19 protein-coding genes are annotated in these 22079 nt (G+C 61.0%); 8 read left to right on the top strand and 11 right to left on the bottom strand.

Features of this window, described 5'->3' with window-relative positions:
• Positions 1 to 304: 304 nt before the first annotated feature.
• The 9 genes from FNU79_RS02800 to FNU79_RS02760 form a co-directional block, all read right to left on the bottom strand.
• Positions 305 to 943, bottom strand: a complete 639-nt coding sequence (locus FNU79_RS02800) for a hypothetical protein (RefSeq protein ID WP_143719391.1) — start codon at positions 941 to 943, stop codon at positions 305 to 307.
• Positions 940 to 1707, bottom strand: a complete 768-nt coding sequence (locus FNU79_RS02795; RefSeq protein ID WP_143719390.1) for a hypothetical protein — start codon at positions 1705 to 1707, stop codon at positions 940 to 942. Before FNU79_RS02795 ends, FNU79_RS02800 begins: the two co-directional genes overlap by 4 nt.
• A 131-nt stretch (positions 1708 to 1838) precedes the next feature.
• The gene (locus FNU79_RS02790; RefSeq protein ID WP_143719389.1) at positions 1839 to 2048 is read right to left on the bottom strand and encodes a hypothetical protein; all 210 of its coding nucleotides are present in this window, start codon (positions 2046 to 2048) and stop codon (positions 1839 to 1841) included.
• Between the two features lie 2 nt (positions 2049 to 2050).
• Complete coding sequence (locus tag FNU79_RS02785) at positions 2051 to 3454, bottom strand: NCS2 family permease (RefSeq protein ID WP_143719388.1); 1404 nt, start codon at positions 3452 to 3454, stop codon at positions 2051 to 2053.
• Between the two features lie 145 nt (positions 3455 to 3599).
• A complete protein-coding gene (gene guaD, locus FNU79_RS02780) occupies positions 3600 to 4925 on the bottom strand; it encodes a guanine deaminase (protein WP_143719387.1) in 1326 nt (441 codons plus the stop codon).
• On the bottom strand, positions 4922 to 5779 hold the full coding sequence (xdhC, locus tag FNU79_RS02775; RefSeq protein ID WP_143719386.1) for a xanthine dehydrogenase accessory protein XdhC: 858 nt from the start codon (positions 5777 to 5779) through the stop codon (positions 4922 to 4924). The genes guaD and xdhC overlap by 4 nt, the downstream gene beginning before the upstream one ends.
• Before the next feature lie 103 nt (positions 5780 to 5882).
• Positions 5883 to 8243, bottom strand: a complete 2361-nt coding sequence (gene xdhB / locus FNU79_RS02770) for a xanthine dehydrogenase molybdopterin binding subunit (protein WP_143719385.1) — start codon at positions 8241 to 8243, stop codon at positions 5883 to 5885.
• Between the two features lie 67 nt (positions 8244 to 8310).
• A complete protein-coding gene (locus FNU79_RS02765) occupies positions 8311 to 9753 on the bottom strand; it encodes a xanthine dehydrogenase small subunit (RefSeq protein WP_143719384.1) in 1443 nt (480 codons plus the stop codon).
• Between the two features lie 434 nt (positions 9754 to 10187).
• Complete coding sequence (locus FNU79_RS02760; RefSeq protein WP_143719383.1) at positions 10188 to 11219, bottom strand: LacI family DNA-binding transcriptional regulator; 1032 nt, start codon at positions 11217 to 11219, stop codon at positions 10188 to 10190.
• 309 nt (positions 11220 to 11528) lie between these two features.
• On the opposite strand from FNU79_RS02760, the gene FNU79_RS02755 reads away from it, so the two are divergent.
• The 8 genes from FNU79_RS02755 to FNU79_RS02720 all read left to right on the top strand — a co-directional run bounded on the left by FNU79_RS02755 (position 11529) and on the right by FNU79_RS02720 (position 20814).
• A complete protein-coding gene (locus tag FNU79_RS02755; RefSeq protein WP_143719382.1) occupies positions 11529 to 12863 on the top strand; it encodes an ABC transporter substrate-binding protein in 1335 nt (444 codons plus the stop codon).
• A 198-nt stretch (positions 12864 to 13061) separates the two neighbouring features.
• Positions 13062 to 13976: a carbohydrate ABC transporter permease gene (locus FNU79_RS02750; RefSeq protein WP_143719381.1), complete on the top strand. Its 915-nt coding sequence runs from the start codon at positions 13062 to 13064 to the stop codon at positions 13974 to 13976.
• Entirely contained in the window at positions 13976 to 14839 is an 864-nt protein-coding gene (locus FNU79_RS02745) for a carbohydrate ABC transporter permease (RefSeq protein ID WP_143719380.1), read from the top strand. The genes FNU79_RS02750 and FNU79_RS02745 overlap by 1 nt, the downstream gene beginning before the upstream one ends.
• A gap of 182 nt (positions 14840 to 15021) precedes the next feature.
• Positions 15022 to 15717 (top strand): nucleoside/nucleotide kinase family protein, encoded by a 696-nt coding sequence (locus tag FNU79_RS02740; protein ID WP_143719379.1) that lies wholly within the window; start codon positions 15022 to 15024, stop codon positions 15715 to 15717.
• A 69-nt stretch (positions 15718 to 15786) separates the two neighbouring features.
• On the top strand, positions 15787 to 17301 hold the full coding sequence (locus tag FNU79_RS02735; RefSeq protein ID WP_143719378.1) for a mannitol dehydrogenase family protein: 1515 nt from the start codon (positions 15787 to 15789) through the stop codon (positions 17299 to 17301).
• A gap of 63 nt (positions 17302 to 17364) precedes the next feature.
• Positions 17365 to 18132: an SDR family NAD(P)-dependent oxidoreductase gene (locus FNU79_RS02730; protein WP_143719377.1), complete on the top strand. Its 768-nt coding sequence runs from the start codon at positions 17365 to 17367 to the stop codon at positions 18130 to 18132.
• A 58-nt stretch (positions 18133 to 18190) separates the two neighbouring features.
• Entirely contained in the window at positions 18191 to 19282 is a 1092-nt protein-coding gene (locus FNU79_RS02725) for an NAD(P)-dependent alcohol dehydrogenase (RefSeq protein ID WP_143719376.1), read from the top strand.
• Entirely contained in the window at positions 19279 to 20814 is a 1536-nt protein-coding gene (locus tag FNU79_RS02720; protein WP_225429839.1) for an FGGY-family carbohydrate kinase, read from the top strand. The genes FNU79_RS02725 and FNU79_RS02720 overlap by 4 nt, the downstream gene beginning before the upstream one ends.
• A 117-nt stretch (positions 20815 to 20931) precedes the next feature.
• Here the strand turns inward: FNU79_RS02720 and FNU79_RS02715 are convergent, their stop codons facing one another.
• Both FNU79_RS02715 and FNU79_RS02710 read right to left on the bottom strand, forming a co-directional pair.
• Complete coding sequence (locus tag FNU79_RS02715; RefSeq protein ID WP_143719375.1) at positions 20932 to 21696, bottom strand: class I SAM-dependent methyltransferase; 765 nt, start codon at positions 21694 to 21696, stop codon at positions 20932 to 20934.
• Positions 21693 to 22070 (bottom strand): ArsR/SmtB family transcription factor, encoded by a 378-nt coding sequence (locus FNU79_RS02710; RefSeq protein WP_143719605.1) that lies wholly within the window; start codon positions 22068 to 22070, stop codon positions 21693 to 21695. Before FNU79_RS02710 ends, FNU79_RS02715 begins: the two co-directional genes overlap by 4 nt.
• Between the last annotated feature and the right edge of the window lie 9 nt (positions 22071 to 22079).

Here is a 22079-nt window from a genome sequence, read left to right as displayed (position 1 = left end):
GCCACAGCGGCAATTTGCCACATACGGAATACTTAGTTGGCTAAATATTAAAGTGAGTTAAGCAGACATTAAGCCTTGTGTCAACTCTGCCGCGAAAGGATTAAGGTCAAATTCTAAAAATAAATTGACATTTTGGTGTGTCTGCCGTGACTTGAACCACCGGCAGCAAAAGGACAAGGGCCTACACAGACAGCAAAAAAGCCCCTGACCCGCGTCTCAGTTCAAAATTTTGGACTGGGTGCAGAGCCACTACGGCAGCAACAAAAAACCCCACCTTGCAGTGGGGCGTTCAGGCAGACTTGAATTACATACTGGTGAGGGGCGTGGGCTGGTGCAGTTCAAAGCGGCTCAGGCCGTTGGTTTCCAAGCTCCGGCGGTAGGTTTGGGTGTCCAGCGGTTTGTAGACGTAGTGGGCGGCGCGGCTCCAGCCCTGGGCGAAGTTCCACTTTTGAACCATATCGGGACTCAGGGTTTGAAACGTCACGTTCACGGTTTGATCGGCGTAGACCACGCGGTCGTGGCTGAGCAGCGGCAAACTCTCGCCGCCGTCGAGTGAGCCGTTGTTGTTTTTGTCTTGCCACATTACCCAGTGCAGCAGCACGACTTTGGCGGTGGCGTCGCTGACCTTGATGTCAACCGCGTCAGCGGGCAGCGCCTCGCTGATCGGCACGGTGCGGCCCTTGTACCCGTCGCCGAGCGCCAGCGGATTGACGCTGGTGGAAGTGGCGTCTTCCTTGACACCCACTTGGTACAAGCTGACATTGCCTTCGGTCAGCAAGCTCAGGAACACGGGCGCTCCTTTGGGCGCGGCGGGGTGGCGCACTTCGCTGGCGGTGGGCAGTTCGGGACGGCCTCCGGTGGCGGCGTTGCTCTGACTACAAGCACTCAGCAGGCTACCCAGCAGCAGCAGCGGCAAAGCAGAAGCGGCGTAAGTGGTTTTCATTTCTGGCTCCCGCCAAGCTGGGCGCTGGGCAAGCTCTGGCTGGTGTAAAAGGCGCTGGGGACGTGCATGTTGATCGCAATAGCCTGATCTTCGGCGGGCGCGCTGTTCATGCTGACCAAGTACTGACCCGGCGTGCTGGTCGGCTGCAAAACTTGGTGGCGCACCAATGACCAGCCTTTGTTGCGGCTGCCGCTCACCGCAGAATGGCCGTCTTCGCTGCCGTAACTGAACGTCAAGGGGCTGCTGGCGTAGCTCACGATGTCGTGGGTCATATAAATCTCTTCGGCGTTGCTCGGCGAGCGGTTGCCGTCTTTGTCCTCGAAGATAACGAAGTAGACGTTGCAGGTCTTGGCCCCTTCCGGCGTGACTTTGATGTCCTTGATACCGTCGGCTTCGCCTTTGGCAAAGGCCTGAGAGCAGTTGATTTTCTTGGCTTCTTTTTGACCGTAGACCGTGCCGTTCAGCAGTCCGTCGAGGCCGTACAAGTTCAGCTGTACGGTGTTACTTTGAGAGCCGCCCGGAGCGCCGTACCCGAGTGACTGGCTGTTGACCACACTGATGGCCCCGGTGTCGGCGTCAAAAGCGATGGCGGCGAGGTAGGTATTACCCAAGTTGGCGGAAGCGGGCAGCGGCGGAAACTTGAAGGTCAAATTGAAGGAGGCGTAGGGCGGCGGCGGCGTTGGCCTCGGGCAAGCGGTGAGTAGAGAAATCAGACCCACGCCAGCCAGAGCGCCCCTCACGGTGTTGCGTCGATGTAAATTCATGTCAGCATTATCTTAGCTGAAAAATCGGAATAGTGATAGTGATAGCTAAATCTACGATGTATGGAAAAGCAAAACGGCGCGGGCCTATTTCCTCTACTGAGAACAGGCCCGCGCTGCGTGGGTGGTTGAGGTTACTTACTCTTTGGACTCAGATCGTACACCCGCCCGGAGCCTTCCACGAGTTCAGCTTCCTGACCCTTGGCCGAGCGCAGTTTGGCCATAGCCGCGTGCAAAGCCGGATCAGCAGCAGCGGGAACTTGCAAGTGCAGTTCGTCTAGCCAAGTCAGTAAGGCCAGCGCTTCGGGGTGATTCAGCGTCACGCCGTTCATTTCATTCGTCATGCTCAACCCTCCGCCAGCCAGATGTAACGAATAATCAGCAGCGCCGCCACGCCGTACAAAATCGGACTGACTTTGCGGGCCTCACCGCTGAGGCCTTTGACGAGGCAGTAGCTGATCACGCCGAGGCTGACGCCGTTGGCGATGCTGAAAGTCAGCGGCATGAGGATGATGGTGAGAAACGAGGGCAGCGCTTCGGACATGTCTTCCCAGTCCACGTGAATCACGCCTTCCATCATCATCGCGCCCACCAAAATCAGCGCCGGAGCGGTGGCGGCAGCCGGAATCGCGGCGGCCAGTGGCCAGATGAACATGCTCAGGAGGAACAGCACCCCGACGGTCACGGCGGTCAGGCCGGTACGCCCACCTGCGCCGATGCCGGAGGCCGACTCCACATAAGCGGTGGTGGTGGAACTGCCCATGAACGCGCCGAACATCGCCGCCAAGCCGTCCATCGCAAAGGTGCGGCGGGCGCGGGGCATATCGCCGTTGGCGTCCAGAAAGCCGGAGCGCTGGGCCAGGCCAGTCAGGGTGCCGGTGGCGTCGAAGAAGTCCACAAAGAAGAAGGTAAACACCACGCTGATGAGCCCTAAGCCGACCGCGCCGCCGATGTCGAGTTGACCGACCAAACCCGAAGGCCAGATCGGGGTGGCGAAGATGCCGAGGATCTTGCCTTCAAAACCGGGGAAAGCTTGCAGCGCACCTTTGGGGCCGCCCGCATACACCGGAGCGCGGCTGATGATGGCAATCACGGTGGTGATCAGAATGCCGTAGAGAATCGCGCCGGTGACTTTGCGCTTCAGCAGCACCGCCGAGATGATCAGGCCGATGAGCGCCACCCAGACGGTCGGGTCAACCAAGCGGCCCATCGCCACGAAGGTGGCGGGGTTGGTGACGACGATGCCAGCATTTTTGAGGCCGAGGAAGGCCAAGAACGCCCCGATGCCCGCCGTGATCGCAAACTTGAGGCTGAGCGGAATGGCCTTGACAATGGCCTGCCGAGCGCCCACAACGCTGAGCACCACGAACAGCACTCCCGAGATAAACACCGCGCCCAGCGCCGTTTGCCACGGAATGCCCTGAGTCAGCACCACGGTGTAGGCAAAAAAAGCATTCAGTCCCATGCCCGGAGCCTGCGCGAACGGATAGCGGGCGATCAGGCCCATCACCAGCGAACCGAAAGCGGCGGCGATGGCGGTGGTCATCAAGATTTGCACGAAGGCGTTATCGATCTTGATGGCGCTGCTCAGCACCTGCGGATTGACGAACAGAATGTAGCTCATGGTGAGGAAGGTGGTGATTCCGGCGCGGATTTCCTGCGGTATGTTCGAGCCGGTTTTGGTGATTTCGAAATACCGATCAAAAGCCGAAACGGGGGGCGAGACGGGAAGGTCGGAGGCTCGTGACATGGACTTCTCCTGTGGAGCAGTGCGGGTGGGCAGGAACGGGCGGCGGGGATGGGCGGCGGGAAACGGCGGGCGAAGTGGGTCAAGGCAGAGGGGTCAGGTGTGGGCCGTCACGAGACCGGGCGCGTGTCATTTAAGCGCGTACCATTTAGGCGCTGACCGGCTCGGCCTGTGCAGTTTCACGGCGGCTAAACACTTCTTTGCCGCCGATCCAGACGCGTTTGACATCGGCCTGCGTGCCGCCCGCGAAGAGAGAAGCGAGGGCGCGTTCGGTGCTGTGTGCGTTGTTGAGAACAGCCTGCATGGTCGAGCCTTCCGGCGGCTGAAAGAGGGAGGCATCAAAGGCCTTGCCCGCACTGAAATCTCCGATTTGCCCGTCCATCTCCAGCGCCTCGGCTCCGGCGCGGGTGGCAAGGTAGAGCAGGTGAGACGGCTCAAGCGCCACGCCGCTGTCACCTAGAAGTTGCTGCATGAAGTAAGCCTGCAAGCCTTCCTTAAGCATCGAAAAGCCGGTGCCGCCACCAACGTCGGTGCCGAGCGAGACGCGCACGCCCGCCGCGAGGTGGCGCTTGAGCGGGAAAAATCCGCTCCCCAGCGCCGAATTGCTGCACGGGCAGTGCGCCGAAGTGCAACTGTGCGTGGCCATTGCACTCAGCTCACGGCCGGTCATGTGGACGTTGTGGGCCAGCACGCTGCGGCGACCCAGCAGTCCAGCCTGCTCGTAGGTGTCGATGTAGTCGCGGCTCTTTGGAAACAGTTGGCGCACCGTCTCCACTTCTTTCAGGTTCTCGTTGCTGTGCGAGGTGAAATGCACGTCGGGAAATTCCTTCATCAGCGCCGCGCAGGCCTCCAAGATGCCTTCCGAAGCCGACAGCGAAAAGCGCGGGGTAACGGCGTAACGGTTCTCGCCTTTGCCGTGCCACTTTTCGATCAGCGCTTTGCCTTCGCTGTAGGCCCGCTCGGGGGTGGTGTGAAGCTCTGGGCGCAGCATCCGGTCACTCACCACTTGGCCCGCCACAGTTCGCAAACCCACCCGCTCGGTTTCCTGAAACAAAGTGTCCACCGCGTTGGCAAAGTGCGAGCCGAACACCAACGCGGTGGTGGTGCCGCTGCTGATCAGGCCCGATACGAACTCACGGGCCACGGTGGCAGCGTGGGCAGAATCACCGAAGCGGGCCTCCTCCGGCAGGGCGTACTTGTCCAGCCAATCGAGGAGCGGCACGCCCAAGCCGCCGATGACGCGAACCTGCGGATAATGCACGTGGGTGTCAATGAAACCGGGCAGGAGCAGCCCGCCGCGCAGGTCTTCCACCGTTTCGGTGGGGTGCGCCGCTTTGAGGTCAGCAAAACTGCCGCTCTCTCTAATTTGGCCGTTCTGAACCAGCAAGCCGCCGTCGTCTTCTCTCTTGAGCGCGTCTGAATGGTGGAAGGGGTTGACTGGAGTGTGGAGGAAGGTGGCGCGGTATAAAGTCATGGAGTTCCTTTGGCGGCTGTCGGCGGCTGGGTGCTGGGAAAAAGAGGTCGGCTCTGCGCCGCTTCCAGCACGGCCACCAGCTGAGCCGCCACGCCGATGGCAATCACGGCGGGCGTTTTGCCTTTGATGTGGCTGAGGCCAACCGGGGAGGTGAGGCGCTGCAAATCTCCCTCGGTGTGGCCCACCGCTTTAAGTTGTTCTTGAAAACGGATCCATTTGACTTTGGAGCCGATTAGACCTATGAAACCCAGTTCGGGCCGCCTCAGCGCCGCGTCACACAAAGCCGCGTCCTCGGCGTGGTCGTGGGTCATGATGACGAGGTGGCTTCCGGCGGGCAGATCGTAGAGGCTCATTTCGGGGATGGGAGAGTGGTGGACGTGGAGTTTGGCCGCGCCTTGTTCGAGCAGGGCCAAGCGCTCTGGCGTAAGTTGAGCTTCCCGTGAATCCACCAGATGTAAGTTGACCGGCAAGCGCGAGAGCATCACGCCGAGTTCTAAGCCCACGTGTCCGACTCCAAAAATGGCGATATGCGGGCGCACGGTGGTCAGCGGTTCGAGCAGCAAAGTAACTTCGCCGCCGCAGCACTGACGGCCATATTCGTTGTTGGCGCTGTCGGTCAGGCGCAAGGTCAGCAGTTCGGGAGCCTGCACACCCGCTCTCATTAGGGCGCGGGCACGCTCGCAGGCCGCCATCTCCAGGTTGCCGCCGCCCACACTGTCCCAAGTGGCATCTAAGCTGACCACCATCTTGGCCCCCGCCTCGCGTGGAGCGTGGCCCCGCACCGAAGCCACAGTCACGAGGACGCCGGCTTGGTTGGTCTGGGTCAGGTGGTTGAGGGCGGCTAACCAGTTCATTTGGGCTCCTTTTGGAACGTGGGATAGAAAAAACGAACATCTTTTCCCACTCCGCGTCCCTCTTTAGGAGTAAGGATGGGGTGGTGGGCGGAGTGATTGTTCCTCAGTCGTCCGCCGCCACTGCGTCCCTCGCCGCCTGCCGCGCACTGTCCAGCGCCCAGAACACCGCTTCGGGCGTGGCGGGCAGCCGGAGTTCTTGCGCCCTATTGCTCGGCCCGAAGGCGGCGGCCGCTTGGCGCAGGGCTTCGCGCACGCTGATCGCCAGCATCAGCGGCGGCTCACCGACAGCTTTTGAGCCGTAAACAACCCCGCTTTCGGTGGCCTGCTCCAAGAGAGCCACGTTAAAGATTTCCGGCATTTCCGAGAAGCTGGGCAGCTTGTAGGTGCTGGCCGATTGGGTCGCCAGCCGCCCCCGATTTGGCCCGTCGGAGGTGTCCCAGTGCAACTCCTCCAAGGTCATCCAGCCTGCGCCCTGCACGTAGCCGCCTTCGACCTGACCGATGTCGATCAGCGGCGATAAGCTGTCGCCCACATCGTGCAGCAAATCTGTGCGCAGTTGGCGGTAGGCTCCAGTAAAGCCGTCCACTTCCACTTCCGCCACCGCCGCGCCGTAAGAAAAGTATTTGAACGGTTCGCCCTGCACTTTTTCCCGGTCCCAGTGCAGGCCCGGCGTGCGGTAAAAGCCCGCCGCCCACAGTTGGGTACGCAGGTGATAAGCGTCGTGGACGAGTTTGGCAAAGTCCATGCCCTGATCGGGGTGGCCCAGCGGATAGACCCGCCCGTTTTCAAATTTCACGTCGCCCGGATGCACGCCCAGCGAACCCGCCGCCACCGCCGCGAGGCGCTCTTTGATCTGGTCACAGGCGTTTTTGATGGCCCCACCGTTGAGGTCGGCCCCAGAACTCGCCGCCGTCGCCGAGGTGTTGGGCACTTTGTCAGTGCGGGTCGGCGCAAGGCGGATGCTCCTGAGCGGCACGCCCAGAGCGGTGGCCGCCACCTGAATCATCTTGGTGTGCAGGCCCTGCCCCATCTCGGTGCCGCCGTGGTTGATCAGCACCGAGCCGTCTTTGTAGACGTGAACGAGCGCTCCGGCCTGGTTGTAGGCGGTGAAGTTAAAGCTCACCCCGAACTTGACCGGTGTAATGGCGAGGCCGCGTTTGGTGTGCGGGTGCGCGGCGTTGAATTTCTGAATTTCAGCGTTGCGGGCGGCAAAATCGCTGCTGTCGAGCAGGGCGCTCCACACCGTTTGAAGCCGCTCGGCGTGCCGGACGGGCTGGCCGTAAGGCGTGGCCTCGCCGGACGCGTAGAAGTTGCGCTGGCGCAGTTCATGGGCCTCCAAGCCCAACAAGGGAGCGCAGCGGCCAAGAATATCCTCGATCACCAACATGCCCTGCGGCCCGCCGAAGCCCCGAAAGGCCGTCTGAGAGGTCTTGTTGGTTTTGCAGATGCGGCCATGCACTTCCACGTGCGGGATGTAGTAAGCGTTGTCAATGTGACACAGGGCGCGGGCCAGCACGGGTTCGGACAAATCCAGACTCCAACCGCCGTCGCTGCTGAGCGTGGCTTGCAGGGCCACCAAGCGCCCGTTGTCGTCAAAGCCGACTTTCCATTTGCTGTGAAAAGGGTGGCGCTTGCCGGTCATGGTCAGGTCTTGGGTGCGGTTAAGGCGCATCCGGACGGGCCGCTCGGTCAAGGTCGCGCCCAGCGCCGCGATGGCCGCGAAGCCGTGCGGCTGCATCTCCTTGCCGCCGAAGCCGCCGCCCATGCGTAAACACTGCACCGTCACCTGCGAGGAAGTCAGGCCCAGAATGTGCGCCACGATTTCCTGCGTCTCAGTGGGGTGCTGGGTGCTGCTCTGGATGAAAACCTGACCGGATTCGTCAATGTGGGCCAGCGAAGCATTCGTTTCCAGATAAAAATGCTCCTGACCACCAAACTCAAATTCACCTTCGTAGATGTTCTTGGCCTCAGCAAAGCCCACCGACACGTCGCCGCGCCGCAAAACCGGCTGAGCACCTTGAAAGCTGCCTGCGGCGATGGCGTCCTGAACCGTCAGCACGGCGGGCAGCGGTTCGTACTCCACCTTGACAGCGTCCGCGCCCTGCCTCGCAGCGTCGGTACTGTCGGCCAGCACCCAGCAGACGGCTTGGCCGTAAAAGCAGACTTCATCAGGAAACAGAGGCTCGTCGTGCTTGACGCCGGAATCGTTGACACCCGGCACGTCGGCCTTGGTCAGCACCCGCACCACGCCGGGCACTTCCAGCGCGGGCGCGGTGTCCATGCTGAGGATGCGGGCGTGGGCGTGCGGCGCTTGCAGCGGCCAAGCGTGCAGCAAATTTTGGAGGCGCACCCCGAGGTCGTCGGTGTAGAGCGCGTAGCCGGTGACGTGCAGATCGGCGCTCTCGTGCGGAATGGCGTCGCCAACGGCACCGACGGGCGGGCGTTCAAACAAGCTGTGCGTCATAGTCCTACCCGTTCAAAGACGGCTTTTCGCTCAAGCCCACTGCGCTGACGTGTCATTACAACTTTAGTCATACCAACACTCCTTTCCCTGATTTCTCAAAGTAAAACTTCAGCAGCGTCTGCTCTAACATGGCGGCGCGGTAAGCGGCGGAGGCGCGGTGGTCGTCCAGCGGGGTGCCCTCACTGCCGAGCAATTTGGCGGCGGCGCGAACGTTCTTTTCGTTCCAAGTTTGACCCGTCAGCGCCTGCTCCGCTTTGCTGCCGCGAATCGGCGTGGCCGCCACTCCGCCCAGTCCTATATGAATGCGTTTGACGGTCTCTCCGTCCAGTTCCAGAGCAATGCCCACCGCCACGCTGGAAATGTCGTCGAAGCGGCGCTTGGCAATCTTGAAAAAGCCGGTGGTGGGCGCAAGCGGCAAAGGAATCCGGACGGCCTTAATCAGTTCTCCGGCGGCCATCACCGTTTTGCGGTAGCCGGTAAAAAACCCGCTGACTTTGACTTCTCGCTCGCCATTCTTGCCGACGAGTATCACGCCCGCGTCCAGCGCCAGCAGCACGGGCGGGCTGTCACCGATGGGCGAAGCGGTGCCGATGTTGCCGCCTAGCGTGGCACTGTTGCGGATCAGGCGTGAGGCGAACTGCGGAAACCATTCGGCCAGCAGCGGCACTTGGTCACCGAGGCGGCGCTCGATTTCGGTTAGTGGCAAGCCCGCCCCGATTTCCAGATGCTCGTCCGTCCAAGTCAGGCCGCGCAGCTCTGGCAAGCCGTCCAGCGCGATGGTGACGGCAGCACGGGCGTGGCGGATGTTGACTTCCACGCCCCAGTCGGTGCCGCCGGAGAGCAGCTTGGCGGCAGGATTGGCTTCCAGCAACTCCAGCGCTTCGGACAGCGTCGCGGGGCGGTGAAAGTCGCCCTCGGGAGTGGTGAGGTGGGTGGGCTGCGGCGCGGGGGCAGGCTGGGCGCGTCTCTCGGCCAGCACGTCACCCTCGGCGGGACTCCCCAGCGCGTAGGCGGCGTCCTGTATCGGGCGGTAGCCGGTGCAGCGGCAGAGATTCCCGCTCAGCGAGTGGATGTCAAAGCCGTTGGGGCCAGTGCCCTGATGAACACCCTGTGGGTCACCTTCCCCCCTTTCTGGGCGGTAATACTCGGCGGCCATGCTGACCACGAATCCGGGGGTGCAGTAGCCGCACTGCGAGCCGCCGCGCACAGCCATCTCGTGCTGAATGGGGTGCAGCGCTCCGGGCTGGCCGATACCCTCGGCGGTGACGACTTCCTGGCCTTCCAGCGTACCCATCAGCACTAAGCAGGCGTTGACCGACTCCAACCGCGTGCCACCGTCGTCAGTAGGGCGGGCCAGCAGCACCGCGCAGGCTCCGCATTCGCCCTCGGCGCAGCCTTCTTTGCAGCCGGTCAGCCCTTCCGAGCGCAGATAGTTGAGGAGTGTGGTGTGTGGCCGGACATCTCGGGCCACTTTACGGGTTCCGTTTACATTGAGCTGTACAGTCTGCATGGGGTAGTGTCCTCCAATGAAGCCGGGTTTGCCGGTATTTCCTGCGCTGAGCCTTGATCTTGAGAGATTGAGCTGCCCAATCCAAACAACAACGCCTCACGGCCAACCATGCGCCCACTTCCATTTGGGAAGTAAGCGCATGGTTGACGCCGTGAGGCGGATCACTGGTTATCCATGCAGAACAGCGATCAAGTTGTCGTTACCGGTAAAGTTTAGTACGCCGTCTAACTAAATGCAAGAGGGTCAGGACGCAGGAGAATCAGGGCGGGCCGGTGACGGGTTGCGTTCAATTCGCCATCAAAAGGCAACTCCGCCATTTTATGACTCCTTGTGCATCTGGCCGGGTCAGCAGTTCTGTCGTCATGGACTGATCGCGCTCCTCAGCACCTTCAGCCCCGCCTTTCATTGCGAATTCGCGCCCCAGAGTTCAGTGGCTAGGCCCGCTCCAACACCCGCTGCGCCTGCGGTGGAGCGCAGCTTCCGCGCACGATCAGCTCGGCGGGGAAGACGATATCGGCGGGCCGCTTGTCTTCACCGCTCAGCGCCCTGAGAACCATTTGAGCAGCGGCGCGGGCCATGTCGTCAATTGGCTGGGCCAGCACTGTGATGGCTGGACTGACCAAACTCATCCACGAGTAGTTGTCAAAACTCAGCAGCGACACGTCGTCCGGCACCTTGAGGCCGAGTTCTTGCAGGGCGCGGTAACATCCGGCGGCGCTCGCTCCGGTCAGAGCCAGCAGCGCGGTGGGTGGGCAGGCAAGGCGCATCACGTCCAGCGTGTATTGGTAGGTGTTTTCTTCGGTCAAAAACATCACCCGTTCGTATTCGGGCCGCACCTCCAAGCCCACTTCGGCCATCGCGGTGGGAAAGGTATACGAGCGGCCTTCAGGATGCAGCAGCGGGTCGTATTTGCCAGTGGCGGCAATGCGGCGGTGGCCCAATGCGTACAAGTACTGCACCGCTTCCCGCACCGCTTTTACGTTGCCGAGCATCACTGAAGGGTAGGTCGCGCCGGGCAAACAGTAATCCACCTGCACGATAAACACGCCGCGTTTGTGCAGCCGCTCCAAATATTCGCGGCTCTCGTCGCCGTAACCGGCACGCAAAATCAGCGCGTCGATCCGCTGGCCGTAGAGCAGCTTGAGTTCGGTGAGTTCGTGGGCGCTCTGATATTCGTTTTCGGTCAGCAGCATGTTGTAGCCGCCCCGACGCAACTCCTGACCAAGGGTGCGGGCCAGTTGAGCAAAAAACGGCTCCACCACCGATCCCAGCACCACGCCCACCGTGCGGCTTTGCCCAGCCCGCAGCGCTCCAGCCCGCAGATCAGGTTCGTAATGCAGCTTGGAAACCGCTTCCATGACCTTTGCAAGCGTTTCAGGATGAAGCAGGTGCGGCGTTTTGAGAGCGCGTTTGGCCGTGGTGGGCGAAACGCCAGCTTGTTTGGCAACATCGGTAATGCTCGGCACGCTCCACAGTGTAAACAGTTTTGATTGGCAATAGGCCACGTGACCAATCACTTTCAGAGCTCCGCGCTCAATGGTTGGCCACGTGTCCATGACTGTACTCAGTACAATTAGACAAACCCTGAGAAAACAACTACTCTATGAACACGAGTCCAATAACACACTGAAGTGATCAAGTGCTTCAACTCGCTGGCAGCCAGGTATCGTCCTGTTTGCAGCGGTTTCCTTCAGCCATGACTCGTGGAGCGCTTTTCAAGTTTCTTGACAAAGCTGTTTGGTGAGAGCCGCCCAACCCCCTTATTCGGAGGAAACATGAAATCACTCGCTGCACTTTTGACCGCCGCGCTGGCTCTGGGCAATGCTCAAGCCGCCAGCACCATCACCATCGCCACGGTAAACAACCCCGACATGGTGACGATGCAAAAACTCACCCCCGAATTCAACAAGCTTTACCCCGACATCAATGTCAAATGGGTGGTGCTGCCGGAAAACGAACTGCGCCAAAAGATCACCCTCGACGTGGCCAGCGGCGCGGGCAGCTTTGACGTCGCTACCGTGGGCGCGTACGAAGTGCCGATCTGGGCCAAGAACGGCTGGCTCGACCCGCTGACTCCCGCCTTTGCCAAAAACCCCGACATCGCCAAGAGCTACAACGTCAACGACATCATTCCCGGCGTCCGTAACGCCCTGACCATTGGCGGCCAGCTCTACGCCGTGCCGTTTTATGCTGAGAGCAGCATGACGTATTACAACAAAGACCTCTTTAAGAAAGCGGGCGTCACCATGCCGGTCAACCCCACCTGGACGCAGATCGAGGGCTTCGCTTCTAAGGTCAACGATCCCAAAAACGGCGTTTATGGCATCTGCCTACGCGGCCTGCCCGGCTGGGGCGAGAACATGGCGGTGTTCTCCACCGTGGCCAACACCTTCGGCGGACGCTGGTACGACAACGATTGGAAGCCGCAGCTTGACAGCCCGGCCTGGAAGAACGCCATGACTTTCTATGTCAACCTGATCAAGAAGTACGGCCCCCCCGGAGCCACCTCCAACGGTTTCACCGAGAACCTGACCTTGATGAGCCAGGGCAAGTGCGGGATGTGGGTGGACGCCACTGTAGCCGCCGGACTCCTAAGCGATCCTTCCAGCAGCAAAATCGTCAACTCGGTGGGCTTTGCCAACGCGCCCACCGGCCCCGGCACCCCACGCGGCAACCACTGGTACTGGAGCTGGAACTTGGCGATCCCCAAGAGCAGCAAGCAGGAAGACGCCGCCTTCAAGTTCATCACTTGGGCCACCAGCAAGGACTACATCGCCCTGGTCGCCAAGACCAAAGGCACATGGGCGGCTGTGCCCCCCGGCACCCGCACCAGCACCTATAGCAATCCTCAGTACAAAAAAGCCGCTGGAGCGTTCAGCAGCTTGGTGCAAAAAGCCATCAGCAGCGCCGACGTGACCAAGGCCACCAAGGATCCCGTGCCTTACACCGGCATTCAGTACGTGGCCATCCCCGAGTTCCAGGCGCTCGGCACCCAGGTGGGTCAGTACCTCGCCGGCGCGATCAGCGGTCAGACCACCATTGATCAGGCGCTCAACCAAGCTCAGGCTGCCGCTCAGAAAGTGGCCAAAGAAGGCGGCTACCAGAAGTAAGCCGACTTGAGGGATGGAGCTTACTTTCGCCCAGCTCATCCCCTTCCAGACCGCAGCGACCAGTCACCGGCCTTCAATCACAGCTTGCAAAGTGGATTGTCGGCCCCTGGTCGCTTTTTGGCGGCCCAGCAAGGGAGAGATCAACTGCCGTTTGAGCTTTTTTTTGTCCCGCCGTCTCTTTTTTGTTGGAGGTCACCCATGACCGCTGTGCCTATCTCTGCAACTGCGCCCAAGCCCAAAGGTGGTTTCAAGATCACCCCCTCGGTGATGATCTGGCCCGCCATGCTGTACTTGATTTTGACCACCCAAGTGCCGTTTTTCATGACGATCTATTACAGCTTTTTCCGCTACAACCTGGTCGAACCCGACCGCCGTCCATTTATCGGCTTTTCCAATTATGTGGGTCTGCTAACCGACAGCGACAATTTGAAAGTTCTGCTCAACAGCATGATCTTGACTGCTGGGACATTGATCTTGACCCTGATTTTAGGCGGCGGCCTGGCTCTGCTACTCAACCGGAGCTTTCCTGGCCGGGGGTTCGTGCGCTCGGTGCTGATGAGCAGCTTCCTGATCATGCCGCTGGTCACAGCGGTGGTGTTCAAAAACATGCTGCTCAATCCAGTCTTCGGGTTTTTCAGCTGGCTGGTCAAATCGCTGGGCGGCACGCCGATTGATTTCCTCTCGGCCTATCCGATGGCCACCATCATCGGCATGGTGACCTGGGAATGGACCCCGTTTGCCATGCTGATCTTGCTGACTGGCCTGCAATCTTTGCCGGACGACCAGATCGAGGCGGCCCGGCTCGACGGCGCGTCACCTCTTCAGGAATTCCGTTACGTCGTTTTGCCGCACTGGACGCAGGCGCTGGAAGTGGTGGTGCTGCTGGAAACCATCAACGTCTTGCAGGTCTTTGGTGAAATCTACGCCTCGACTTCTGGCGGTCCCGGCGTGGCGACCACCAACTTGCCGTACTTCATCTATCAAAAGGCCTTTGCCGAATACAACATCGGCGTAGCGAGCGCGGCGGGCGTGATTACCGTGGTTTTGACCAATATTCTAGCGATCTTCCTGCTGCGGATGATCAGCAAAAATGTCAGCCCTGGAGGCCACTGATGACCACTCTTCCGTCTCAACGAGCCGTGACCGTAGCACCCAAGAAAAAGGGCGGCCCCTCGACCAGCGGCATTCTGCTGACGGCGCTGACTTACCTGCTGGCCTTTTTGTTCTTCTTCCCGCTGCTGTGGATGGCGCTGGCCGCTTTCAAAACGGAAGCGCAGGCGTTCGCCGTTCCGCCGGTGTTTACCTTCACGCCGATCACCGAGAATTTTCAGAATGCCCTGCCCGCTTACGGCGTGGCCCTCAGAAACTCGCTGATTGCCGCGATTGGCAGCACCGTCTTGGCCTTTATTCTGGGTTTGCCCGCCGCCTTCGCACTGGCGGTGTATCCGACCAAGCGCTCCAAGGGCGTATTGACTTGGATGCTGAGCACCAAGTTCATGCCCGCTGTCGGGGTGATCGTGCCGCTGTATCTGCTGTTCAGGGACCTGGGTCTGCTCGATACCTGGTGGGGCCTGATCATCATGTACACCACCATGAACCTGCCGCTGGTGGTCTGGATGATGCACAGCTACATGACCGAAATCCCTCCGGCCATCTATGAAGCGGCCAAGGTGGACGGAGCCAACGTCGCCAAGGAGTTTTTCGGGATCGCCCTACCGCTCTCGCTGCCGGGAATCAGCGCCACAGCCCTGCTGGCTATCATTTTCGCTTGGAACGAAGTTTTCTTTGCCCTCAACCTGACTTCCACCGACGCCGCGCCGCTGAGCGTGTTTATCAGCACCTTCAAGACCTCACGTGGGTTGTTCTGGGCGCAGATGAGCGCCGCCGCCGTGCTGACGGTGCTGCCGGTGCTGATCTTCGGCTGGGTGGCCCAGCGCCAACTGGTGCGCGGCCTCTCGTTCGGCGCGGTGAAGTAAGCTTTCTTCCCTGAGCTTCTCAAGTTCAGCGAGCACAACCCTTTGGTGAGTGGAGTTGACCCCCGCCTACAGACAGGCTCTGGAACGCCCACAAGCGCTTCAGAGCCTGTCTGCTCAGGGCAAGTTGACCCCTCCCTTTTGCCTCACCCGCTCACGCCACCCTGCTTCCGAGGAGGAGATTCATGGACACCCTTCATCCCCATTTTGACGACGCCTCCGGCTCCCCCGTGCCATCAGCCGCCTCGTCAGCCGCGCAGCCCCGCACCACCGCCGACCTGATCGCTCTGGCTCGTGCCCTGCTCAAATCCGGTGAGCGGCGCATCCTCGGCATCACCGGAGCGCCCGGCGCAGGCAAGTCCACCGTTTGCGCGGCCATTGCCGGCGCTCTGGGCGATCAGGTGGCGGTGGTCGGCATGGACGGCTTTCACCTCGCCAACAGCGAACTGATTCGGTTGGGCCGCCGGGAGCGCAAGGGTGCGCCGGATACCTTTGACGCGGACGGCTACGCGGCGCTGCTAGAGCGGCTGTGGCACCAGACGGAGGAGGTCATCTACGCACCGACCTTCGAGCGCACCATCGAAGAGTCCATCGGCAGCGCCTTACCCATCCTCGCCTCAACCCCGCTGATTCTCACTGAGGGCAACTACTTACTGCTGGAAGGCGGCGCGTGGAGCCGGGTCAAACCTCAACTCGACGCCGTGTGGTTTTTGGAGCCGCCCGAAGAGCTGCGCCTTTCACGGCTGATCGCCCGCCATGTGGCGTTCGGCAAAGCCCCCGACGCCGCCAAAGCCTGGGTGGAGCGGGTAGACCAAAACAATGCCGCCCTGATCAACGCGGGCCGCTCACGCGCCGACCTCATCATCCGGTTGGTGGACTGAGCCGCCTTTCACCCTGCTGTGCTTGCCTTCATCTAGGGTCACCGTACAAGTTTTTGCTGGAGAATCCTCATGGTTAAACTCAACTTATCCGCGCTGCCCAACCTCGCTTCAACTGTGGCGGTTCCCGACTACGACCCGGCCCGGCTCACTTCCGGCATCGTGCATTTCGGCGTGGGCGGCTTTCACCGCTCGCACGAAGCCATGTACCTCGACCGCCTCCTGAATGCCGGCGGCAGTACCGACTGGGCCATCTGTGGGGTGGGCGTGCTGCCGTTCGACGCCAAGATGCGCGACGTTTTTGCCGGCCAAGACAACCTGTATACCCTCGTCACCAAGTCCCCGGACGGCCAGCAAGAAGCCCGCGTGATCGGGGCGATCAACCAGTTTTTGTTCGCGCCCGATTCGCCACAAGCGGTGATTGACAAATTGGCCGACCCCAACACCAAAATCGTCTCGCTGACTGTGACTGAGGGCGGTTACAGCGTCAACGACGCCACCGGCCAGTTCGATCCGTCCGGCGCGGCCATTCAGCACGACCTCGCGGCAGGGGCGGTGCCGACCACCGTGTTCGGTTATGTCACCGAGGGGCTGAGGCTGCGGCGTGAGCGCGGCTTGAAGCCCTTTGCGGTGATGTCGTGCGACAACATGCAGGGCAACGGTCACGTCGCGCAGCTCGCCTTCACCTCGTTCGCCCGACTCAAAGACCCCGAATTGGGCGAGTGGATTGCCCAGAATGTGGCCTTCCCCAATTCGATGGTTGACCGCATCACCCCCGCGACCACCGATGGGAGCCGCCGCGAAGTGGCCGACGAGTACGGCATAGAAGACGGCTGGCCGGTGATGGCCGAGTCGTTTACCCAGTGGGTTTTGGAAGACCACTTCACCTTGGGCCGCCCCGCCTTTGAGACGGTGGGCGTGCAGGTGGTCAGCGACGTGGAGCCGTACGAGCTGATGAAACTGCGGCTGCTCAACGCCTCGCATCAGGCCATGAGCTACCTCGGCTTGCTGGCGAGCTACACCTACGTGCATGAAGTCTGTCAGCAGCCGCGCTTCACCGGGTTTTTGCTGGATTACATGAAAACCGAAGGGGTGCCTACCCTGCGGCCCGTGCCGGGAGTCGATCTGGACGAGTACAGCCACGAGCTGATCTCCCGCTTTGCCAGTCCCGCTATTCAGGACACCCTGGCCCGCCTGATTTTTGACGCCTCCGAGCGCATTCCCAAGTTTTTGCTGCCGGTGGTGCGCGAGCAACTCGCGGGAAGCGGCGACATTGACCACGCCGCGCTGGTGGTGGCGTCGTGGGCGGCTTACGTGGAGGCCGTACGTGACGGCCAGTTTCCAGCTTTGCAAGATGTCCGCGCCGAGATGCTGACGGCAGCAGTCAGCCGCGAAGCCGAGGAGCCCGCCGCCTTCCTGCAACTCAAAGAAGTCTTCGGCGACCTCGGCCAAAACGGGCGCTTCAAGTCGGCTTATCTGGCGGCTCGCCAAGACTTGCAAGAAAATGGCCCGCTGACGGCGATGGACAAGATCAAAGAAAGCCACAGCCGTTTCAAAGCGCGGATGGAATCAGTTGGCAATGAGTAAACCGTATTTTAACCTGTGCCCATTTTAGTTCGGCCCCCTTCACTTCAAAAGGAACCCCAAGTCATGACCAAAGCCCCCGAATCATCCAACATCCTTGATCTCTTTAATCTAGACGGCAAAACCGCTTTAGTCACTGGCGCAGCGCAGGGCATCGGCTTTGAAATTGCCAAAGCGCTGGGCGAAGCTGGAGCCAAAGTCACCATTGCCGATATCAATCCGGCGGTGGGTGAAGCGGCGGCCAGCAGCATGGGCGCGGCATTCGAGCCGCTCAACGTGACCGACCCCGCCGCCGTGCGGACGCTGGCGCAGAAGCTGGACGCGCTGGACATTCTGGTCAACAACGCCGGAATCGTCCGTAACGTGCCGTCCGAGGAGCTTTCGGATGCAGACTGGGAAGTGGTGATGTCGGTCAACGTCAACGGGGTGTTCTGGTGCTGCCGCGAGTTCGGCAAGAAGATGCTGAACGCCGGAAAAGGCAGCATCATCAGCACGTCGAGCATGAGCGGCATGATTTCCAACCACCCGCAGCCGCAATCGGGTTACAACGCTTCCAAAGCGGCGGTCATTCACCTGACCCGCTCGCTGGCCGGTGAGTGGGCCGGACGCGGCGTGCGGGTCAACTCGGTGGCTCCCGGCTACACCGCCACGCCCATGACCATTCTGGGCTTAGAAACTCCCGAATGGCGCGAAACCTGGCTCAAAGAAACTCCGATGGGCCGCCTCGCCGAGCCGCGTGAAATCGCTCCGGCGGTGGTTTATTTGGCCTCTGACGCTTCCAGCTTCGTGACTGGACATACCTTGGTGGTGGACGGCGGCTACACCGTCTGGTGAGTGGCTACTCTGAGCGAAGCCCCTCACTTTATTCGAGACGACAACAGGAGCAAACAGCATGACCCAAACCGCAGAACCCAAATCTTCTAAAACCAGCGTGCTGAACACCGTGCGCGAGCTGGCGTGGCAAACCCGCGAAGTTCCAGCCCCCGGCCCCGATGATGTGCGAGTCAAGGTGCAGCGCATCGGTGTGTGCGGCAGCGACGTGCATTACTACACCCACGGACGTATCGGCAACTTCATCGTGGAGTCGCCGCTGGTGCTGGGCCACGAAGTCAGCGGCACGGTGGAAGCAGTAGGGGAAAACGTCAAGCGCCTCAAGGTGGGCGACCGAGTCGCACTGGAACCCGGCGTGCCCTGCCGCAAATGCTCGTACTGCAAAACCGGACACTACAACCTCTGCCCGTGGATGCACTTCATGGCGACCCCGCCCGTAGACGGAGCGCTCTCGGAATGGGTGGTCTGGCCCGAGGACTTCGCCTTCAAAATTCCTGACGGCATGAGCTTAGATGCAGCGGCGCTGATCGAGCCGCTGGCGGTAGGCGTTTGGGCAGCGCGGCGCGGCGGTGTCAAAATGGGCGACAGCGTGGCCGTCATCGGCGCGGGGCCAATCGGCTGCACCAGTTTGCAGGCCGCCAAAGCCGCAGGCGCAACCACCCTGATCGCGGTGGATTTGGAAGACTTCCGGCTGGAGATGGCCCGCAAAGTCGGAGCCACTCACACCATCAACGCCCGCACCGAAGACCCCGTGCAGCGCATCCGCGAGATTACGGCAGAGATCAGTGGCCTGCCGATTTCGCACGGAGGAGTGGACGTAGCCTTCGAGACGGCGGGCAGCGTGCCGACGTGCCGCATGAGCTTAGAAGCCCCGCGTCCAGGCGGCGTGACGGTGCTGGTGGGCTTGCCGCCCGCGCCGGAAGTCAGCTTAGACATCGTCAGCGCGGCCAGCCGTGAAACTGACATTCGCGGCATCTTCCGATATGCCAACTGCTATCCGGCGGCGATCGAGTTGGTGGCTTCCGGCGCGGTTGATTTGGACATGCTGATTACCCAGCGCTTCGCCTTTGACCAAACCCCTGAAGCCTTCGTCTTTGCCGACACCGAGCGGGCCAGAAGCATGAAAGTGATGATCGAGATGGGTGGGGAGTGACCCAGTTTAAACAAGCCCCAGATCGGCCGCTGGCCAATTTGCTGCTGGGCATAGACGTCGGCACCTACAGTTCCAAGGGCGTGCTGACCGATCTGGCCGGGAACGTGCTGAAGTCTCTTGTGATCGCGCACGGGGTCAGCTTTCCTCAGACCGGCTACGCCGAGCAGGACGCCGATTTGGTGTGGTGGAGCGACGTTTCGCAGATCATCAAGACTCTGCTGAGCGGCGACTACAGCGGCGACGACGTGGCAGGGGTGGCACTGAGCGCGATTGGGCCGTGCTTGTTGCCGCTCGACGAATCGGGCAGGCCACTGCGCCCCGGCATTTTGTACGGGGTGGACACCCGCGCTCACGCCGAAATTGACTTGCTCAACGCCGAAATTGGCGGGGACGTCATTTTTGAGCACAGCCTCATGGCGCTGACCAGTCAGGCAGTGGGTTCCAAAATCCGCTGGCTGCGCGACCATGAGCCCGAAGTCTGGGCCAAGACCGCCACGCTGACCACCGCCAGCAGCTACCTGGCCTTCCGATTGACTGGCAAGCACGTGATGAACCGCCACGAAGCCAGCCATTACATGCCGCTCTACGACCCGCCGACCCGCAACTGGACAAGCAAATACGCCGCTCCGGTACTGGGCGACAAGGGCTTGGAAGTCTTGCCGCAAGTCAGTTGGAGTGACGAACTCGCCGGACACGTCACCGAGGAAGCTGCCGCACTGACCGGACTCAAAGTCGGCACGCCCGTGGCAGTGGGCGCGGTGGACGCCCTGAGCGAAGCCATTAGCGTGGGCGTGGTGCAGCCCGGAGACTTGATGGTGATGTACGGCTCCACCACCTTCTTTATTTTGGTGGAAGAAGCCCCCGCACCCGATCCCCGCGTTTGGACGGTAGGCGGCGCGTTCGCCGGGCAGTTCAACTTGGCGGCGGGCATGTCCACCACCGGCAGCCTGACCCGCTGGTTTGCCGACGAACTCAGCCGTGACCTTTCCGAAAAGGACGCTTACGATGAATTGTTTGCCGCCGCCGAGGGAGTTCCGGCGGGCGCGAACGGCCTGCTGATGCTGCCGTATTTTAGCGGGGAGCGCACCCCACTCAACGACCCGCACGCACGCGGTGTGGTGGCAGGCCTGAGCTTATCGTCTACCCGCGAGGATCTGTTCAGGGCGGTGCTGGAAGGCGTGGGCTACGGCATTCGCCACAACATCGAAACCTTCCGCGAAATGGGCACGCAGGTGCGGCGCATCGTGGCGGTGGGCGGCGGAGCCAAAACCCAGACTTGGCTGCAAATCGTCAGCGACATCGTGGGAGCCGCTCAGGAAGTTCCGGCGCTGACCATCGGCGCGAGTTACGGCGACGCCTTCTTGGCGGGCTTGGTGTCGGGCAGGCTGCACCGCGACGATCTCAAAACGTGGGTCAAGGCGGATCGCCTGATTCAGCCGGACGAGTCCAAACGCGCCCTCTACGACAAGAAATTTGAGCTGTTCAAGCAGCTTTATACCCAAACCAAGGGGATCGTGCATCAATTGAGCTGAAGGGCGTGACCACCCAGCCCAGTGCCTAGCAGACAAGCTCTACTGGGGGTGCATTCCATCCAAAACAGCGGGAGTAAGAGCAAAACGGAGTCTGTATGAGACTTGCTTGACCGCCACTTATCGGCGGTCAAGTCGGCGGGCAACAAAGACCATAATCGGACTCGTTGGTGTCACTGGCCCGCCAAGCCAGTCGCCGTAAATGTGTTCAATGCCGAATCCAACGTCAGTGAGAGAAGTTATCAATTCTTCGTGACTTCGAAAGCGCAACTCACTACCCACCACAAGGTCTTCGCCTGTTTCAGTGAAAACGTTATGGCCCAGCATAGACACTCGGCCCTGACTGGCGTGCGTCACATCCAGCCAGGTTTCCAGTGGGCCGTCCGGTGTGTTCAGGCGCTCGAACGTGGCATCCCGGTGCCACGTTTCCCACTCGCGGCGCTCTGGATTGCGGCTCTCGAAAGCCAGCACCCCGCCAACGGCAAGCGCCACATGCAGGTCGCTGAGCGCCGCCGCCCAGTCATCATCTTCAAGAAAAACTTGAGCGACGTTGCCGGTCATGAGGGCCAAATCGGCTTGTGGTGTGCCGAGAACGCGGGAATCTCCCTCTCTCCATTCCACCCGTTCGGCCTGTGGCTGCTGGCGGGCAAAGGCGAGCATAGCGGGAGCCGGGTCTACTCCAACAACCCACCAATCACTCACTGCCAATTGGCGGGTCAGGAGGCCGGTACCGCAGCCCAGATCAATGATTCGCTGAGCGCCGATTTTCGACGCGAGCCTAAGGTAAAAATCGGTGTCGGCACCGTGCGGGTTATCGGTGTCATACAACGCCACCAAACGCGGATCAAGATAATGCAGGTCTACATTCGGCTCACGGCATTTCATTCGCGGACGTGATCCAGAGCGCTGATGATCAGGCCGCTGACGTGCTGATCGAGTAGGCGGTAGTAGGCCACCCGCCCTTCTTTACGGAACGTCACCAACCGGTGCGCCCTAAGCAGCCGCAACTGATGGCTCACCGCGCTCTCGCTCAGGCCGATGACCGCCGCGAGGTCACAGACGCACAGCTCACAGGTTTTCAGGGCGCTGAGCAGCCGCAAGCGGGTTGGGTCGGCCACCACTTTGAGGAGGGAGCTGGCTTCACCAACTTGCCCGGTATCCGGCAGCGCGGCGCGGGCGGCCTGCACCGCTTCAGGATGAACGCAATTGACCTCGCACAGATCGTCATCCGGCAGAGTGGGGGAGAGTTGAGAATCCATTCTCATAGC

It is taken from the genome of Deinococcus detaillensis (assembly GCF_007280555.1).
Classification (GTDB): Bacteria; Deinococcota; Deinococci; order Deinococcales; family Deinococcaceae; genus Deinococcus; species Deinococcus detaillensis.
Note: the sequence above shows the minus strand (reverse complement) of the source record. Positions and strands in the feature narration are given on the sequence as shown.

Coding starts and splice junctions, on each gene's coding strand:
- FNU79_RS02765 (WP_143719384.1), bottom strand. CDS start 9,753: ATGCAGACTGTACAGCTCAATGTAAACGGAACCCGTAAAGTGGCCCGA.
- guaD (WP_143719387.1), bottom strand. CDS start 4,925: ATGACTTTATACCGCGCCACCTTCCTCCACACTCCAGTCAACCCCTTC.
- FNU79_RS02800 (WP_143719391.1), bottom strand. CDS start 943: ATGAAAACCACTTACGCCGCTTCTGCTTTGCCGCTGCTGCTGCTGGGT.
- FNU79_RS02735 (WP_143719378.1), top strand. CDS start 15,787: ATGGTTAAACTCAACTTATCCGCGCTGCCCAACCTCGCTTCAACTGTG.
- FNU79_RS02710 (WP_143719605.1), bottom strand. CDS start 22,070: ATGGATTCTCAACTCTCCCCCACTCTGCCGGATGACGATCTGTGCGAG.
- FNU79_RS02755 (WP_143719382.1), top strand. CDS start 11,529: ATGAAATCACTCGCTGCACTTTTGACCGCCGCGCTGGCTCTGGGCAAT.
- xdhB (WP_143719385.1), bottom strand. CDS start 8,243: ATGACGCACAGCTTGTTTGAACGCCCGCCCGTCGGTGCCGTTGGCGAC.
- FNU79_RS02745 (WP_143719380.1), top strand. CDS start 13,976: ATGACCACTCTTCCGTCTCAACGAGCCGTGACCGTAGCACCCAAGAAA.
- FNU79_RS02795 (WP_143719390.1), bottom strand. CDS start 1,707: ATGAATTTACATCGACGCAACACCGTGAGGGGCGCTCTGGCTGGCGTG.
- FNU79_RS02730 (WP_143719377.1), top strand. CDS start 17,365: ATGACCAAAGCCCCCGAATCATCCAACATCCTTGATCTCTTTAATCTA.
- FNU79_RS02740 (WP_143719379.1), top strand. CDS start 15,022: ATGGACACCCTTCATCCCCATTTTGACGACGCCTCCGGCTCCCCCGTG.
- FNU79_RS02725 (WP_143719376.1), top strand. CDS start 18,191: ATGACCCAAACCGCAGAACCCAAATCTTCTAAAACCAGCGTGCTGAAC.
- xdhC (WP_143719386.1), bottom strand. CDS start 5,779: ATGAACTGGTTAGCCGCCCTCAACCACCTGACCCAGACCAACCAAGCC.
- FNU79_RS02785 (WP_143719388.1), bottom strand. CDS start 3,454: ATGTCACGAGCCTCCGACCTTCCCGTCTCGCCCCCCGTTTCGGCTTTT.
- FNU79_RS02715 (WP_143719375.1), bottom strand. CDS start 21,696: ATGAAATGCCGTGAGCCGAATGTAGACCTGCATTATCTTGATCCGCGT.
- FNU79_RS02790 (WP_143719389.1), bottom strand. CDS start 2,048: ATGACGAATGAAATGAACGGCGTGACGCTGAATCACCCCGAAGCGCTG.
- FNU79_RS02750 (WP_143719381.1), top strand. CDS start 13,062: ATGACCGCTGTGCCTATCTCTGCAACTGCGCCCAAGCCCAAAGGTGGT.